The sequence below is a fragment of the Bacillus sp. 007/AIA-02/001 genome, from assembly GCF_004634455.1.
In the GTDB taxonomy this organism is placed as follows: domain Bacteria; phylum Bacillota; class Bacilli; order Bacillales; family Bacillaceae_G; genus Bacillus_A; species Bacillus_A cereus.
Map to the genome: position 1 here is coordinate 1 of NZ_SEIY01000007.1, position 18,658 is coordinate 18,658.

Below are 18,658 nucleotides of genomic sequence, written 5' to 3' on the forward strand. Positions count from 1 at the left end.
ACCGCTATTTAGTAATTCTACACATGTATGACTACCAATATATCCTGCTCCACCTGTTACAAGTATTGCCATAATTAAACCTCCAATATTATTAAACCTTAATAAAAAAGAAAACCATTTATCCTTTATTAAAACAAATGATTTTCTTCTCACAGATTTTATTTAGCTATGAAATAATCCGTTACATATTGAGCCCAAACATCATGACCTTTAGCATTTGGGAAACCAAATTCTTCTTGTAAGTACGGTAAAATAGCCTTTGTTGTTGCATCCGGCCATGCTCCCCAATGATCAATATATGTATAATTATTTTGCGTCGCAAATTGTTTTAATGCTTCAATCGATTTCGGATAATTCTTCGCACCATACACTGGATTTGATGGTTGAATCATAATCGTAGCACCCTTTGCACTAGTAGAAAGTGCTTGAACGAACTTCTGTGTATTCACAACAGAGTTCCCATTACCAGTTTTACCATTATCAGTAATAAACGGCGGTTCAAATAAAATCACATCTGGATTCTCTTTCCCAATCTCTTTATCACGTTTATTCGTAATTAACTCTTCTGTGCTTTCACCCTTATATTCCTTTACAGTCACATTCCATAAACCTTTACCATAAGCAGTTTCTAAATTCGCAGTTAACTTAGCTGCCCAAGCACTTTTTTCAGATGAAGAAGCTTCGTCACCAACAATAACAAGGTTTACTGCCTTTTTATCCTCAGCGGCTTTCTTTAACTTCTCTTTCACTGCATCTGGCAAGTTCTTCGCGTATGCCTCATTAAAAGATGATTTCGCATCTTGTTTTTTCTCTTCTTTTTTCTCTTCTTTCTTCGCTCCGCTATCTTTCACTTCATCCTTTGTTTTCGTTACTTCACTCGTTTGTCCTGTTGCATTCGCAATCTTCTGATTCCAGTACAATTTACCGCTCACAATCGAAGCGACAAACAATACAAAAATAACAAGGACAAGTACCGCTTTCTTATTCATCGATTCACCTCATCTATTAATCTCACAATATATAATACTAATATAAATTCACGCAAAAATAAACCCAACTCCTTCCAAAGGAGTTGGGTTGTTACATATTACTTAGTTAATTCAAGATGCGCTTTTAATTTATTCGTTAAATCTTGTTTTGCTGCATCTGGAACATAATAGTACCAAATACCATCGGCGGCTTTGTGGCCGTCACCTGGGATTTGAATCTCTTCACTATTCTGCATGCAATCTTTATAATTCTTTTGAATATCAAACATTTGATCTTGCGTTAAACTTGTTTTTACGTTTTTCTCAATTGCTTTTAATACATCACCGTAACTTGCTAGAGAAGATACACTTGCGCCCTTTTTAATTACAGCTTGAATAACTTGACGTTGGCGCATTTGACGACCGAAGTCACCGCGTGGATCTTCATAACGCATACGAGTATATTTTAAAGCTTTTTCACCATCTAAATGAATTTCCCCTTTAGCAAAGTGTGTATCCCTTGATGTAAAATCTAAATCGTTATTTACATCAACGCCACCAACAGCATCCACAATATCTTTAAAACCAGCCATATTCACTTCAATGTAATGATCGACTGGTACATTAAGAAAATTCTCCATTGTTTTTACAGCCATATCAATACCACCAAAAGCATAAGCATGGTTAATCTTATCTTTTTTACCTTTACCAATGATTTCTGTATAAGTATCACGGGGAATACTTGTAATCTTCATTGATTTCTTTTGAGGATTCAAAGTAAATAACATCAATGAATCAGATCTTGATGTTTCACTTTCTCTTTGATCTGTTCCCATTAATAAAATAGAAATAGGCTTTTTATCTGCAACATCTACTTTTTGATCACGTTTTTCAGACTTATCACGTTCTAGCGGTTTATGCACCGCATCTAAAGTATTAGATACATTAGAATAAACGCTATATGCATATGCACCACCTGCAACGATAAGAACACCAACAATACCTAGAATCCAAAATATAATTTTCTTTTTCATATTTTATACCTTCTTTATATTCTTATAATCCATTTCATATCTTAATTTATCAGTTATCCATTAAAGTAGTCAATCTTATATTGTCAAAATTTATTTACTTCCTCTACGGACCAACATATTTTTTATAATCTGGACACAATCCATAAAATACTTATCCTTAAGTATTCCCAATGAAATAAAATAAAAAATAACACTACCTATTATAGTAAATACAGATGAAAATATCCCTTTAGGGCTAAATATTATATACGGTACTACAATTGTTATAATAGATATAAAGCAATATGATAAGTAATTCTTTGAAAACAACCTAGAATTCATACCCAATCTTCTTAAAAAGAAATAATAAACCACTAACTTAGAGAACTCTGTTAATACAAATGTAATTGCTGCACCAACGACAAAATACTTTGTTGTCAAAATAATATTTGCAATAACATTAATAACTAAGGCTATTATCATGGCATATATGGATATATGTTCTTTGCTAGCAGAATACAAATAATATGCATAAATTGCTACCAGTGGCATTATTACTAAACATACTGATGTAATTTGTGATACTATTATAGCGCCTGAATAAGATTGCCCAAAGAGAGTATTTATTATTAAATCCGAATATAAAATAAAACCAATGCACGCTGGTATTGAAACAATGCCTAAAAAATGTCCACTCTTATTTAAGATTTTCTGCTGTGAGCTATGGTCATCATTGCTATTCAAATAACTAAGCCTTGGTAATAATACAGCAAACGCATTTGAAACAATAGCTACTAACATTGTTGTCATTTTTATACCCACATTATAAACTCCTAGTTTTGCCTTTACAGCAATGGTTCCTAAGAGAACTGAATTTAATTGTAATGTAACTGTACTTATAAACGAAATGACTAATGCTAAAAGCACTGGTTTTAGGTGGTTTTTTAAAGATAATTTTCCTTTTTTCAGTTTAACAAACTTTAATAAATACCAACTGTTTAAAGAGGCCGTCAGCATAAAACTCCCCAAATTTAATACAACATATAATAGGTAATCATTTTTTTCTTTGATGAATATAAATACACAAAGAACAAAAATAATTTTCACCACAAGATCACGTGTTGTAATATATTTGAATTTTTCTATACCCACAAAAAACCATTGAAAAGTAAATAAATTAGTTAACATTGTTAATCCCGTAATAAAGAAGATGAGAAATTCACTTCTCATTTCTGTATTATTAAATAAAAACGCTCCGTATAAACACAACATAATAATTGTCAATACTAGTTGTATAATAAATAATTCTTGAAATTTCAAACTTAGTTTTTCTTTATCATTACTAACTATAGCTATTTCACGTGTTGCATATCCAATTAATCCTGTTCCCGCAAATACGGCAAAAATAGTTACTATACTAGTTGCATAATTAATAGTTCCATAGTTTCCTGGTCCTAATACTCTCGAAATATAAGGAAAAGTTATAAAAGGTATAATTAATAATACTATTTGATTTATAAAACTATAAATTGTATTTCTGGTTAAACTACTCATGATTTATGACACATCTCTCATGTTTAATATTTTCTGCACTTAGTTCTCAATTAAAGAAATTACTTTTTTCATATTTTCTCGATTAATTGTTTCAACCTCTATACTTCCTTTACTTGCCCTACATTTAAAGGAATGAATATCGCTAGTTAACTGCTTTACCCCTTCGATAATACCTTCTGTTGTGTTATCTACAATCAAACCATACTCACTTTCACCAAGTATGCTAACCGTTCCAGTCCTTGTTGACACCACTGGAACCTCTAAAAGAATTGCTTCTGCTACAACTAAGGAATACCCTTCAACTCTCGATGAAGATATAAAAAACTCACTATTTTTAATATACTTATATGGGTTTTCCGTAAAGGGAATAAATACAACATCATTTACAATACCTAAATCAGTAGCTAAATTTTTTAAATTGTTCTCTTCATAACCACTCCCAATAATTACCAACTTTATATCTTTCAATTTCCCTTCTTTACGGAGTAATGTGTATGCTGTAATTAACCTATCAAAACCTTTTTCCTTAACCAACCGTCCCACAGAACAAATATATTTAAAATTCAATTCACATTTCTCTTCAGATAACTTTCTAATACGATCACAATCTATAAAGTTTGGAATAACAAAGCTATTTTTATGATATTCCTTAAAGTAGTTTTTGTATCCATCTTTTGATTGCTCCGAAACAAAAACCATACTGTTTACATTATTATACGTTTCAGTTTCCTTTGAATGGCTTTCAAAAAATTTTTCGGCATGATTATGCCTACTTAAATCTGTATGAATCCAGCCAATGCGTTTTGAAGATTTGATATATTTTGAAGAAGATACTATTTTTATTGGTAATCCCTCAACAAATCCTATTTCGATATCATATGTTCCTTTCACACGTGTACCTATAATTTTCCTTATATAATTTGCACTAATTTTTTCAAGTAATCTAAATAAATTAGTGACCACAATACGATTTAGAATTCTATCACTAATTTTTCTCGATTGTGCATTTATATTGAATAAACTAATATGATTCACCCTTCTGGAGAGCTGATTATCTAGTTTATTTTTACAAAATGTAAAAATTGTTATGGAATACTCTTTATTATTTGATAAGTTATTTGCAACATCTATAAGAACCCTCTCAGCTCCACCTGCTCCTAGTTGTCCAATAACAAATAAAATCTTTTTCAAGAATTTTCCTCCTATAATTCCAACATACTAAATTAATTTTCATTTTAAAAATCCCATTTTGTAATGTTTTTCTCATTTCTTTTTTCGTTAGTAATATTACCACCTAAAGTATAACTTTCATGAAACAAATGATTTTCTTACATTCCTTTTCTGTTTAATAATGAATTTACTTGTTTTACTAATTGCTTTAGCAGAATTCCCAGCAATCATTGTATTAGATGAGATATTCTTATAAACACTTCATAACTACTTCTAAAATCTAATTTTCTTTTAATTTTTCATTTTTTCTTTAAATTTATATTAGACTTTCCCTATAAAGTTTTTTCCACCCTACTTATATTTACTACTATTACATTTTATAACCATTAATTACTTCTATAATTCTTTCTAATTTTTCCTTATTTTCATTTAACACCATCTTTTCTCCCAACAACGCCTTCCTAGCATATACAGAATTCCTATCCATTACTTCTTTAATTCCTTTTATTATTCCATCTGTATTATTTGAAACTACTAATCCAAACTCTCCGTTATTCAAAATACTAGAAGCCCCTGTATCCGTAGCAACAACTATCTTTTTTAGTACCAATGCTTCTAGAACAACTGTAGGATAGCCCTCCACCCTAGAAGATGAAACGAAAAATTCACTATTTTTAATATACTTATATGGATTTTTACTAAATGGTACAAATATAATATATTCTTCTAATTTTAACTTTCTAACAAGTTCATTTAGCTTATTTTTATCTTTTCCACTACCTATGATTAGCAGTTTAAGGTCTCCAATTTCTCCTTCCTTTTTTAATTTATAATAACTTTCAATTAAACGGTCGAATCCTTTTTCCTCACTCAATCTACCTACACTACAAATATATTTAAAATCAAATTCAATTTCCTCTTTAGATAAAGACATAATCCTTTCTATATTTAATATATTTTTTAATACATATAAATTATCTTGATTTCTAATTCCTTCGAAATACTCCAAGTAACCCACCTTAGATGTTTCCGAAACAAAAATTAATTTATTCATACTTGAATAAGTATCCAATTCATTAATTTTATTTTTAAAATACGCTCTACAATAATTAAACCTCTTCAAATCTGTATGAATCCAACCTATTTTCATTGCAGAGCTTTGTGACACAAATTTTATAGGGAATCCTTCTAAAAAAGCTACTTCAATATCAAATGATTCTTTTAAAAAAATACTAATAAACTTTCTCATTTTAGATGGACTTAAAATCTTAAGCAATTTAAGAATTAATCTTATTTTAATTTTTGATATTATATCTTGGTTAGCTAAATCTACATTAAATAATTTCACATGTCTTATTTCTTTATCTAATTGATCATCTAATATACCACTACCAATTGTAAAAATTGTTATATTATATATATTTTTTTTATTTAATGTATTTATTAAATCTATTAGTACTCTCTCTGCTCCCCCTCCACCTAAATAAGGGATTACAAATAATATATTTTTCATTGTCTTCAACCAACCTTATAGAATTAATTTCTATTTTTCGGAAACTACCTATGCAAACTATAATAAATTATTCAATAGATTACCACATCTACGTAAACTTCTATTTTCAATCTATTATTTTATATCTATTTCTTTTAAAAACTCATGAAATCGATACTCTATTTTGTCCCACTCATAATTTTCCACTGTTTGCGACAACTGTAAAATATCATATTTACAAATTTCTTTAGACACTTTTTCTATTCCTTCAACAATACTATTAATGTCCTCATTAATCAGTATCCCATTCCTATCATTAATAATTTCTGCATTGGCTTTTGTATTAGTTCCTATACATACTATTCCATTAATAATATATTCATATGTTTTAGTAGGAGGTTGTACATCATAATAATCCGTAATGGGGACATAAGAGAAACCTACCGCAGCTTCCTTAAAAAGGTTTATTATTTCATCATGATTTTTTCTACCGTGATATTGAATATTCCCCTTATTTTTAACGTTCTCTATTGCTTCCATAACTCTTTGCTGATACTTTTCCGTGTATGCAGAACCAACTACATCCAAGCTAGTTTGAATTTGATTGTCGTTTTTTGTACAAAAAATATCATATGCTTTAATAACATTTTCAAGATTTCTATTTTCAAAAGTCCCTACATAAAGAAATTTTATTTTCTCTGTATTCACTTTTTTCTCCCTAATATCCACAATACGATCTGCGCCTAAGGGTAATAATGTATATTTAGATATCTGTAATTTTTTCGCCAATAAATCTGAAATAACTGTTATATGGTCAAAGAACTTCGTAGACCATTTCATAGCATTATCATAAAAATGCCTTTTCTTTTCACTGGAAAACACCGCTCCAGTTCGAATATCCATAATCCAATTTGCTTTTGAGGTGAATTTTCTCAATAACAGAGGAATACACCCACAGTATTCTATTGTCCCACTAACGATAATCCAATTATATTCTTTTCTATTCTTTAAAATGAATTTAATTATCTCTATATTATATTTTAGATAATTTATTATTCTATTTTTACTAATGTTAATGTACTTAACATTAACATTTTCCGGGAGATTTACTCTCAAACGGTTATTATCAAAACATAAAATATCAACATGGACGTTATGTTTCGATAAATAATTCACCATTTTTAAATAGTCCGTATTATATCCATACTGCCCCTTTGGAATAAGTAACATTTTTTTCATATTTATATACCTCTTGAAATTCCTTAAAAATTTTTAATTATACAAAAAGGTAGCAATGAATTATTTTTGCTACCTTTTTGTATAAAAATCATGATTAAATTTCTAAAATCCCTATATTTGATGCGAGCGATTATTTGTTAAATTAATTTTGACTATCAAATAAGATAACCAAAACACAGGAACAATTTCCCAATATAATATATTGTCAACCATAAATAATATTGTAGTGACTAAAAAGAATCCAATTGTTTCTTTGCTAATCTTAAATAAATTATAGAAAATAAGACAATAGATTATTAAGAATAATCCTCCTCCTATAATTCCATAATCAAGAAATTCATTTAAAAATACATTGTGTGCACCTTGGAAATAAATATTTATTTTGTATAAATACCAGTTATCTATTACACCATTAGGATGTTGTCTTAGTAAATCCAATGCACCTTCCCAAATATACTTCCTAGATCCCCAGCTACTTAAATCCCGCACGTCTGCAGTATAATTAAATACTATGAAACTACATATAATTGCTCCTAAAATCGTAACAAGAACAATAAGGTATCTAAAATATTTATTAATTTTTTTATACTCAATAAATGTTACCATTAATACAACCATCGCTCCAATGGACATTATTGAATTTGTCAAAACAACGTTAATAGCTAATATTATTATCCCTATCCAACGTATTTTTACATCTAGATGAGAATTAGTTTTAAGTATAAACATTCCTGTTAAACAATAAAATGCATATTTCGTTTTTTGCGAAAAAACTGATTGAAATCTAACCTCACTAAAATAGTGCATCATTGTATTTTCGTCAAAAACAGTAAAATATGGTGAACTGAATCTGATGCCCAGCCCATAGATTCCTTTTATATATAGAAAAATACCTATTAATCCCATAGCTATAAATGAATAACTCACCATCTTAGACAATTTAATAGAAAAATCATCCGTCCATGAGAAGGTAGTAAGCATAAGTATAAAAGTAAATATATATAAATTATCAAAAAACACCTTATATATTGACTTATTTTCTAATCCTATGTATAAACCTATAAAAAAGGTAAATAACATATATGTTATTAGAAATAGTATCAGAGTCAATTCCCTTTTGGGTAAATTAACTCTTAAACTTCCTACCTTTAATAAATTTAACAAAGTATATGCAATATACATAAAGCATAATATACCAGAAGGGTATATATATGTGTTATTAAATCTATTACCTACTATAAAGAAAAACGAGGATAAAAACACACCGTATATAATTAATTTATTCATTACTATATCCTATCCATTTTATTTTCCTTGAACTATTTTAATTGCGTATAAATTATACTCATATTGTTTCCTTGTTAAAAACAATAAATAATTCTACTTTATAAACGATTTTCAAAGTGAAAAATCTTTTTCATTATTCCTTATCTAATAGTTAACCATATACTTCAGTAATACACCTTTATTTCTAAATACATTATTCTGTTTCTAATAACAAAATTACCATTACTATTTAATATAAATATCCATTTGTTTTAAAAAACCTAATAATGTAACTACTTGATCTTTTTCGAGAGTATTTCCTTCTCTAAATAAAAACTCACAATCTTTTCTTAGGCTTTCTTCAGTTAATAAGTTAATATTTTCATTATATTTTTCCTCATAAAAATCTCTTAGATTTTTATTATTTTGATACCAATAATCCATCGGATGCATATGTTTTTTTGAACTTAACTTTAAGCCTAATTTATTCTTAATTAATTTTACTGCCGCCGCCGGAACGCTCGTCCATGGAACTGGTATGCCTTGAACTGTAATCGTCTTTCGATTAATTTTCCCTTTTACCTTTTCATAAATGAAATCTGCTGCTTCAGGATAAAACTTATTTATCCACTCAATGTAAATCTTATGTCCGCTTCTATACTCTAATGGCAAAGATAAACAAAAATCTAGAAAATCTACATCTAAAAATGGCGATGTTGTTTCTGTATAGAGAAACATAGGTTTTAGTCCTATATTTACTCCTGTAAAACCTCTATTATAAAATTTAAATATCTCTTGATCCTCTAAATGTACAGCTTTCTCTTCAGTGTATTGAACCCTATCCAGCAGTTTAGTGGAATATGCTCCAGATCCAGGTTTGAAATTTTGTTTCCTTCCCTGATCATAAAAAGTACCAATTACTACATCTCCAAGTTGTCCTGTATGAACAAGGCCATATTCTTTTAAATTAAGATTACTAAGCATACTAAGTGTATGAGAAATGGTACATGACTGGCTTCTAGCACCGGATATCTTAACTGATTCATCAAAATACTTGTAAAGATATGTACCATTATCTAAAGCTTTAAACATCCATTCACTTTTTAGCGTATCAGTAATTTCTTTGGGCACCGTCTCGTCTAAATAATCAGTTTGTGAAAACGTGTAATTCAACATATTGGTGTATCCCATATTATGCCCCACCCAAGCAGTCATTCGAGAATCTAAGCCACCACTTAGAGCAACTAGATGTTTATATCCATATTCCAAATCTTTCTCAAAAACCCTTTTCACAGCATTTCTAAACAAAGTATCCAGCCTAGCTAAAGCCTCTTCTTTTGAAATACTAATAGGAGTATTATCAATGGCATAATAACACTCCTTTTCGATAGTACCATTAGAATATTGAATATAGTGCCCTGGTGTTAACCTATATACATCTTCAAATAACGTTTCATTACATAGTACATGAGAATGTACCATTAAACTATAAGCTGCATTATTATTAATCTTAAACTGTCTACTTGTTTGTTCATGAACCATCTTTATAAGAGATTTAAAATCAGTTGAGAAATAGAAAACTTGGCTTTCCTTACATAGGTAATAAAAAACTTCCTTATCACCAATATGATTTGTAAATACGTTTAATTTATTCGTCTCCTTATCCCAAAAAACTCCTGCAAAAGTCCCCCTGAATTGTCGGAAGAAAGTTTCAGAATCTTCAATTGACATCTTTTTAATTAAGTTTAATATTTCATTTTCACTAACATCATACTTTTCACATAAATCATGCTTGTTTAAAACTACTCCATCAATGGCAATAAGATTCTTCTGATCACTATAAAAAGCTTTATCGAAACTAAACTTATTCACAGCATTCCTAAAAATTTTCCCATATATTCCAGAACCCTGAATTTCAATTTCTTCTTGTATTAAATCACTGCTTTTATCTACAATTTCATACATATCCAGCTCATTATTTAAAACACTTTTATTATTTGAAATAAAACCAAAGAATCCTGGCATCATTTTCAACTCACTTTAATCAAAATTTTATTTATATTTTTTTTTTACAATATCTTCATACAAACCACACATCTTATCTAATGAGTTGTAGACATTATATTTTGTACGTATTTTTTCTGCATTATTTTCGCCTATTTTTTCTATATGTGACTTATTATTTAACAAATAAATAATATTATTAGCCAATGTGCTTATATCTCCCGGTTTTATCACAAATCCATTATCTTCTTCTACAACAGAAGCAATAGAACCAACATCGGTAGATATAACAGGTAAACCGTAACTCATTGCTTCTAATATAGACATCGGCATGCCTTCATTATAAGATGGTAGTACATAAATGGCACTTTTTCGATAAATTTCTTCTATCTTAGTCTCATCTGATATCCAACCTGGAACAACAAACAAATCTTCTAATTCCATTTCAGCAATTTTCTTTTTGACCTTATCGATTTCTCCATCACCGGCTAAAACAAATTTATATTTGTTATCTATTTTTCCTTTTAATTTAGCGCCTACCTCAATCAAATCATATGTACCTTTTCTTTGAGAAAGCACTCCCATTGTTGTGATATAAACTGCATCCTGGGAATTGCTGCTGACGTTTTTCGGAAAAACTGCATTATCTAAAGAAACCACTTTCGCTGTACTAATTGATTTATAGTATTCTTTCCACTGCTCTCCTAAAGCTAATATCACGGTTACCTTGTTTAATGCATCCACAATATCTTTCTTTCTTTTATCCGAACTCTCATTATAAAAATCTTTAAATTGAGAGCCATGCATATGTAATACAATTGGAATACCATTCTTATGCAACATCTTTATAATTTTACTTTTTCGAATAAAACTTCCTCTATACGACATATGAATATGAGCTATATCATATTTCCTTTTTAGTATATTAAGTTTAAAGAACAACTTTACATATTGAATGATAAAATAAACTATATTTACAAAATGATTACTACCATAATAAGTTGGAAAATATTCTAAATCAGTTTTCTCATTAAGGCCCGCTTGTATATAGTTCTTTACCACTCTGGTAATCCCACCTGTTACACGTATGTGAGATCCAATCATGATAACTTTCATTCGCTCACCTATTTCTATATATTTTTAGTTATATGCATCATAGAGTCTTTTTTAAAAACGTCTCAAGTATATCAATAATATTACTAGTATTAGATTGATATTTTTTGAAATTCATTTCTTTCACAACATCTAATGATTTTTCTAGTTCTTTAACATCTGAAATTCCATATATTAAGTTTGAATTTGTGAATTGCTCAATTATTTCAAATTGGTGATTGTCTACATGTTCACCATATTCTACAGTTCGAGGAACACCTATTACTTTCTTTTCTTGTTTTACCCCGTTTATAATAGAACCTGTTCCTCCATGAGTAATCACTATTTCACTTTTAAACATTAAATCCAAAAATTCTTCTTTATTTAAAAATTTCTTGTATGAGTAATAACGTGGTTCGTATGTTGAATAACCAATTTGAGCAAACACTTCATCTGGTTTTATTTTTTTTTCTTCAACTAAACGATCAACTTCTTCTAACAATCTATTAAATTGGAATTTTTGGGAACCTACTGTTACAAAAATCAATATATTCCGCCTCCATAAGTTGCATCTGGATAAAATTGTTTCATATCTTCCCATTGCACTAAGAATAAATCTGCATACTTATACATCAATTTACCTGTAATAGTCGGTGAAGTGATTTTAGAGAAGGATTCTATAAAAATTAATTTCTTCTTAAACAACTTAGCTAATAAACACATGGGCACTGTCGCTAATGCTCCAGTAGAGATAACAACATCCGGTTTCTCTTTCAATAAAATAAATATAGACTGAAAAACTAAAATAATAAATTTAAAAAAGAAGGAGAATTCCCTTCTATTAATTTGAATGACATCATAAGACTTAATGCCTTTTGAATTAAATTGGTAATTTGTCTTCTCTGTCAAAATAAAACTATCATGATCTTTCATCATTGGATGTAGCATCATTAATTGCTCTAGATGTCCCCCTGATGAAGCAGCAAAACATATTTTCAATATTCCCCCTCCTTCATATACCTTATATAATTACTACTAACTTTTTTACAAATCTCTAGTTAAAAATTACAATTTAAACTAAACCCTTACACTGCTTCTTTTAATAGCTTCTCTTCCTACTGAAAAATAGTTTATATCACTATTCTTCACAGCTTCAATTCCAAAACAATTTCTGCCATCATATATATTTGGATCTTTCATTTCCATTCCAAATTTTTCTAATGGTATAGATTTAATTTCATCCCATTCCGTTAAAATAAATACAATTTCTGTATCTTTAATCGCTTCTATTACTTCATTCACATATTCTATTGTACTAGGTAAGATTTTCTTTGCATTATCAATTGCTATTGGATCATAAGCTTTTACATGCGCACCCATTTCTATAAGTTCTGGGATAATAACTAATGAAGCTGCTTCTCGCATATCATCTGTATTAGGCTTAAAAGTTAGTCCTAATATACCTACTTTTTTTCCTTCTAATGTCCCAAAATCCTTTATAGCCTGATCAAGTAACTTCCTTTGTTGCTTATTGTTAAATTGAATAACCGAACTTAACAAGCTAAAATCATAGTCTACATTTTCTGCGATTTTTTTAAGTGCCTTTGTATCTTTTGGGAAACAAGAGCCCCCATAACCAATTCCAGCTTTTAAGAATTGATTACCAACACGGCTATCTAATCCCATTCCAAGGGCTACCTTCTCTACATCAGCACCTACTTTTTCACATACGTTAGCAATTTCATTAATAAAACTAATTTTTGTAGCTAAAAATGCATTAGAGGCGTATTTAATCATTTCAGCACTACAAATATCGGTTTCATATATAGGAATACCAAAAGGTTTATTAACCTTACGCATTACTTCTAATGCTTCATCACATTCAGCACCAATTACAATACGATCACCGTTGAATATATCATAAACGGCAGATCCTTCTCGAAGGAACTCTGGATTTGATACTACCTCAATTTTAATACCTTCCACTAATAACTCTTTTAATCTACCTTTAATATAATGATTAGTTCCTACAGGTACTGTACTTTTTGTTACTACTATAATATCTCGTTTTACATTTTGAGCAATTTGTTCTATAACTTGATTAACATAAGTTAAGTTTGCTGTTCCATCTTCATTTTCAGGAGTACCTACCGCTATATAAATGACTTGAGCTTCCTTAAATGCTGTTAGATGGTCTGTAGTAAAATTTAAGCGTCCAGCCTCGATGTTTTTCAGCATTAACTCATCTAAACCAGGCTCATAAATTGGTGATTGTCCATCTTGCATTTTCTCCACTTTTTTTTCATCCATATCAATACAAGTAACACTATGTCCTACTTCTGATAAACCTACACCTGTCACTAGACCTACGTATCCAGTCCCTACTACCGCTATATTCATATTAAAAATCTCCCTTGCAGACATTTTATACTTAAATACAAGTTAGTGTACCAACTACCACTTTTTAAATCTGACCTATTAATTGAACTATTCATCAATAGGCATCTTTTGAACCAACTAAAACTAATACCGTCTTTAATATTAACTTACAATCAAACCTAATATTACGCTTTTTAATATAAGTTAAATCTAATTCCACCATCTCTGCAAAACCAACACTATTTCTCTCTGTAACTTGCCATAGTCCTGTACAACCTGGTGTAACAAGCAATCTCTGTTTATCATACAAAGTATATTCTTTTACCTCTCTTGGAAGCGGTGGACGCGGTCCAACTAAACTCATTTCACCTTTTAGTACATTTAATAATTGTGGTAATTCATCGATACTCGTTTTCCGAATAAACTTGCCAATTTTCGTGACACGGGGGTCTTCTTTCATTTTAAACATTGCCCCTGATACTTCATTATGTTCTAATAAATCCTTTAATCGCTCTTCTGCATCTGTCACCATGGAACGAAATTTATACATTCCAAACTCCTTTTCATTTTTCCCAACACGAACCTGCTTAAAAAGAATGGAACCCTTAGGATCTTCTAACTTAATAAGTAACGCTATAACAAGTAAAACAGGAAAAAGAAAAATAAGACCGCATAATGAACCTAATATATCTATTACACGCTTCATAAATAAATAAAACACACTCTGATTTATCTCTTCAGCAACAAGCATTCTTTGTTCTTTTACAACTCCACTTGATACTTTAGTTAAGGCCAATGCCTTTTCACCTCACTTTAAATATGTACATTTTCTTTTTTTACAAGTTCATTCATATAACTTATTAACTCTTCCCTTAAGGATTTATGTTGGAGTGCCATCTCAATTGTCGTCTTAATAAATCCAAACTTCTCCCCAACATCATAACGAATCCCTTCAAAGTCATAAGCAAACACACGCTGAATTTCATTTAATCGTTGAATCGCATCTGTTAATTGAATTTCGCCGCCTGCACCTGTTTGTTGATTCTCTAGAAACATAAAAATTTCTGGTGTTAATACGTAACGACCCATAATAGCTAAGTTTGATGGTGCTGTTCCTTGCTCTGGCTTCTCTACAAATTGACGTACTTGATAACGACGATCATTTTGTTCAACTGGATCGATAATACCGTAACGATGCGTTTCATTTTCTGGTACTGTTTGTACACCTATAACAGATGATTGTGTTTCTTCATATTGATCCATTAATTGACGCAAACATGGCGTTTCTGCTTGCACAATATCATCACCAAGTAATACCGCAAATGGTTCATTTCCAATAAATTTACGTGCACACCATACTGCATGCCCTAAACCCTTCGGTTCTTTTTGTCTTATGTAATGAATGTTAATTTTTGAAGAAGCTTGTACTTTTTCAAGCATTTCATACTTCCCTTTTTCTAAAAGGTTTTGTTCTAGTTCAAATGAATGATCAAAATGATCTTCAATAGCACGTTTACCTTTTCCAGTAACAATAATAATATCTTCAATTCCTGATTCAATCGCTTCTTCTATTATGTATTGAATTGTTGGTTTATCAACGATCGGTAACATTTCTTTCGGCATCGCTTTCGTTGCTGGTAAAAATCTTGTCCCAAGACCAGCAGCTGGAATAATTGCTTTTCTTACTTTTTTCAATTATACTCCCCCTATAAATCTATTTATTTGCATGTAACAATAACAAAAACCCTACCTATAGAGTCATTTTTATAACTCCATAGGTAGAGTTTCTATTACAAATAAATTATGGGCATCTAACCCATCCTCACGCCATACTCCCGACGACAAGCGTCTAAGGTAGGCATGAAATAAAATTTCTACCCACAGCACGACCGAGTGCCCCCGTTGATAACGGTTAGGAGACATCACCAATTCTTTATTTAAAAAATACCGAATAATTTTTTGCGACGAATTTGTTCTGGATCTTCTTTATAAATTGCCTTGCCGCTAATTAATAAGTACGGATTTTCTTTCAAATCACTCATAACATTCATCCCGAATTCTTTCTCAATTAATTCATAGCTTTCCGCTAAATGAAATCCTCTTGAAGTTGTATTATGTGCATCTGAAGCGACCATATGTGTTAAATTATGTTCCACAAGCTGTAGTGAGAATTTTTTGATTTTTTTGCCAAACTTCCCAAGTAAACTACCTGCTGTTACTTGCGTTAATGTCCCTTTATTTACAAGGTTATATAACTTATCTGGCCGCTCGATTAACTCGGCATTACGTTCCGGATGAACGATAATTGGAATCATTCCCTTAACGCGCAGTTCATATAATAGTTGTTCAGCATAACGAGGTACGTGATTCGATGGAAATTCAATGAATATATATTTATTTGTTTCATTTAAAGTAACAATTTTACCAGTTTCATAGTCTTCTAATAAATCACCATATAATCTGATCTCTTGCCCCGGTAAAATAGTAAGCGGGATATTATGTTTTTGTAGTTCATCATTCAGTTGTTTTACTCCATGAATAATTGAGGTACGTTCATTTACATATTTTCCATTTTGATGATGTGGCGTTGCGACAATGGTATGTATTCCTTCTGAAACGGCTTGTTGTGCCATTGCCAAACTATCTGTTACTGTCTGTGCACCGTCATCGATACCAGGTAAAATGTGACAATGTAAATCTATCATTTGTTTCATCCTCCCTCTCTCATATAAAAATCTTTTTTCCCTTGAATATGAGAGATTTCTCATGTTCAAGGGAAAAAAGGAGATATGTTTCAACCATATCTCACTCTTTTAATTAGTTTGCACCGTAATAATAATATAAGCCTTCTTCACGTTCACGATCGTTTAGAACAACACCTAATAATTTACCTTTAGCCGATTCTAACAATCCCTTTGCTTTTACTGCTGTTTCTTTCTCTGTTGATTCACTACGAACAACAAGAATAGAAGCATCACATACATTTGCCATAATTTGCGCATCGGTAACAGCTAAAATAGGTGGCATATCAAAAATAACTAAGTCGTACATGCTGTATGCTTGTCCAAGAAGTTCTTTCATTGATTTTGACCCTAACAATTCAGCTGGATTTGGTGGGATTGGACCACATGCTAAAAAGCTGAGGTTATCTATAGATGTCGTTTGTACACATTTCTCTAAACGTTCACTATATGTTAATACATTCGTTAGTCCAAAAATATTATCTACTTGGAACATTTGATGCATCGCCGGCTTACGCATATCAGCATCAATTAATAATACTTTCTTTCCTTGTTGAGCAAACACAACTGCCATATTAGCTGTCGTTGTCGTTTTCCCTTCACTTGGATTCGCAGATGTTACCATTAATGAATGTAAATTCAAATCAACAGCTGCAAATTCAATATTCGTTCGAATATTACGATATTGTTCTGAAATTGGTGATTTCGGTTGTTGATGAGCAATTAATTGACGACGTTGACGATGATTCTTTTTCTTTTTAAATAAATTAAGAGCCAATTGTTTGTCCCCTCACTTTTCTTGATGATGGAGCGTGTGATTTTACGTTCAATGTTTCTTCATCCATACGAGCGACAATACCTAACACTGGTAAGCCAAGTAAGCTTTCTACATCTTCTTCTTTTTTCACTGTGTTATCTAAGTATTCTAGTAAGAATGCAAGACCAATTGAAGCCATTAAACCAATAACGAAAGCAATTGCTACATTTAGCATTGGACGTGGTTTAATTGGAGATAGATTTTCTGCAACTTCTGCTTTTGATAACACTGTTACGTTATCAACACTCATAATTTTAGCAACTTCACCTTTAAACACTTCTGCAGTTGTATTAGCAATATCACGAGCTAATTTTGGGTCTTTATCTTGCGCAGTTACCGCCACTACTTGTGAGTCTTTCTCATTAGCTACTTCAATTTTATTGTTTAGCTCTTGTACTGTTATATTTAAACCTAGCTTTTCTTTCACTTGATCCAAAATAACTGGGCTTTTAATAATAACCTTGTATGTATTTGTTAATTGAATATTTGTTTGTACCTCATTGTATTGAATAGCTGCACCTTCTTGCTTCTTCTGGTTAACAAGAATCTGCGTCGAAGATTGATAGATTGGTGTCATAAAGAAGAAGCTAATGATAGCACTTACTATAGCTGCACCAAATGCGATTACGAGGATCATTGCTAAACGTTTTTTTAAGATATGAAATAACTCTTTTAAACTAATTGTTTCTTCCATAAGTTCCTCCAACTTTCTAAAATTTACACATAGGAAAAATTATAACATATAATCTTACATTTTTTTATTTTAGTAATATCTATGTACGATTGTTATTTAAAAACATATATAATCTTACAAAATAATCTTAAATATGACAACACATTCCATCAATTCGCCAAAAATTCTATTGCATTTTGTTTCCTTATATTTTAATAATAAATTTTTAAAAACCCAAAAAAAAGTTAGC

General features: G+C 30.4%; 18 protein-coding genes. All 18 read right to left on the reverse strand.

Annotated features, from left to right (window positions below):
• Nucleotides 1-72: NAD-dependent epimerase/dehydratase family protein (locus ES895_RS15660; protein ID WP_135238493.1), on the reverse strand; the 72-nt coding region annotated here is incomplete at its 3' end.
• An 86-nt stretch (nt 73-158) separates the two neighbouring features.
• Nucleotides 159-989 carry an SGNH/GDSL hydrolase family protein gene (locus ES895_RS15665; protein WP_053513700.1) on the reverse strand — a complete coding sequence of 277 codons (831 nt, stop codon included), beginning with the start codon at nt 987-989 and terminating at the stop codon, nt 159-161.
• 98 nt (nt 990-1,087) lie between these two features.
• Nucleotides 1,088-2,002: a polyisoprenyl-teichoic acid--peptidoglycan teichoic acid transferase TagU gene (gene tagU, locus ES895_RS15670; protein ID WP_016110997.1), complete on the reverse strand. Its 915-nt coding sequence runs from the start codon at nt 2,000-2,002 to the stop codon at nt 1,088-1,090.
• Between the two features lie 90 nt (nt 2,003-2,092).
• Nucleotides 2,093-3,535 (reverse strand): flippase, encoded by a 1,443-nt coding sequence (locus tag ES895_RS15675; RefSeq protein ID WP_053513702.1) that lies wholly within the window; start codon nt 3,533-3,535, stop codon nt 2,093-2,095.
• A 39-nt stretch (nt 3,536-3,574) separates the two neighbouring features.
• On the reverse strand, nt 3,575-4,726 hold the full coding sequence (locus ES895_RS15680; protein ID WP_135238471.1) for a glycosyltransferase: 1,152 nt from the start codon (nt 4,724-4,726) through the stop codon (nt 3,575-3,577).
• 349 nt (nt 4,727-5,075) lie between these two features.
• A complete protein-coding gene (locus tag ES895_RS15685; RefSeq protein ID WP_053513706.1) occupies nt 5,076-6,218 on the reverse strand; it encodes a glycosyltransferase in 1,143 nt (380 codons plus the stop codon).
• Between the two features lie 114 nt (nt 6,219-6,332).
• A complete protein-coding gene (locus ES895_RS15690) occupies nt 6,333-7,436 on the reverse strand; it encodes a glycosyltransferase (protein WP_053513708.1) in 1,104 nt (367 codons plus the stop codon).
• A 111-nt stretch (nt 7,437-7,547) separates the two neighbouring features.
• Complete coding sequence (locus tag ES895_RS15695) at nt 7,548-8,723, reverse strand: O-antigen ligase family protein (RefSeq protein WP_080495950.1); 1,176 nt, start codon at nt 8,721-8,723, stop codon at nt 7,548-7,550.
• Nucleotides 8,724-8,948: 225 nt separating this feature from the next.
• On the reverse strand, nt 8,949-10,730 hold the full coding sequence (locus ES895_RS15700; RefSeq protein ID WP_053513712.1) for an asparagine synthetase B family protein: 1,782 nt from the start codon (nt 10,728-10,730) through the stop codon (nt 8,949-8,951).
• Nucleotides 10,731-10,754: 24 nt separating this feature from the next.
• Entirely contained in the window at nt 10,755-11,822 is a 1,068-nt protein-coding gene (locus ES895_RS15705) for a glycosyltransferase family 4 protein (protein ID WP_016111004.1), read from the reverse strand.
• 37 nt (nt 11,823-11,859) lie between these two features.
• Nucleotides 11,860-12,345 carry a PssE/Cps14G family polysaccharide biosynthesis glycosyltransferase gene (gene pssE / locus ES895_RS15710; protein WP_000578429.1) on the reverse strand — a complete coding sequence of 162 codons (486 nt, stop codon included), beginning with the start codon at nt 12,343-12,345 and terminating at the stop codon, nt 11,860-11,862.
• Nucleotides 12,342-12,797, reverse strand: a complete 456-nt coding sequence (pssD, locus tag ES895_RS15715) for a PssD/Cps14F family polysaccharide biosynthesis glycosyltransferase (protein WP_000686464.1) — start codon at nt 12,795-12,797, stop codon at nt 12,342-12,344. Before pssD ends, pssE begins: the two co-directional genes overlap by 4 nt.
• A 78-nt stretch (nt 12,798-12,875) precedes the next feature.
• The gene (locus tag ES895_RS15720; RefSeq protein WP_016111005.1) at nt 12,876-14,198 is read right to left on the reverse strand and encodes a UDP-glucose dehydrogenase family protein; all 1,323 of its coding nucleotides are present in this window, start codon (nt 14,196-14,198) and stop codon (nt 12,876-12,878) included.
• A 94-nt stretch (nt 14,199-14,292) separates the two neighbouring features.
• The gene (locus ES895_RS15725) at nt 14,293-14,973 is read right to left on the reverse strand and encodes a sugar transferase (RefSeq protein WP_016111006.1); all 681 of its coding nucleotides are present in this window, start codon (nt 14,971-14,973) and stop codon (nt 14,293-14,295) included.
• Nucleotides 14,974-14,990: 17 nt separating this feature from the next.
• Entirely contained in the window at nt 14,991-15,872 is an 882-nt protein-coding gene (gene bpsC, locus ES895_RS15730) for a UTP--glucose-1-phosphate uridylyltransferase BpsC (RefSeq protein WP_135238472.1), read from the reverse strand.
• Nucleotides 15,873-16,114: 242 nt separating this feature from the next.
• Nucleotides 16,115-16,882: a tyrosine-protein phosphatase gene (locus ES895_RS15735; RefSeq protein WP_135238473.1), complete on the reverse strand. Its 768-nt coding sequence runs from the start codon at nt 16,880-16,882 to the stop codon at nt 16,115-16,117.
• 112 nt (nt 16,883-16,994) lie between these two features.
• A complete protein-coding gene (locus ES895_RS15740; RefSeq protein ID WP_016111009.1) occupies nt 16,995-17,696 on the reverse strand; it encodes a CpsD/CapB family tyrosine-protein kinase in 702 nt (233 codons plus the stop codon).
• Nucleotides 17,686-18,429 (reverse strand): YveK family protein, encoded by a 744-nt coding sequence (locus ES895_RS15745; protein ID WP_016111010.1) that lies wholly within the window; start codon nt 18,427-18,429, stop codon nt 17,686-17,688. The genes ES895_RS15740 and ES895_RS15745 overlap by 11 nt, the downstream gene beginning before the upstream one ends.
• Between the last annotated feature and the right edge of the window lie 229 nt (nt 18,430-18,658).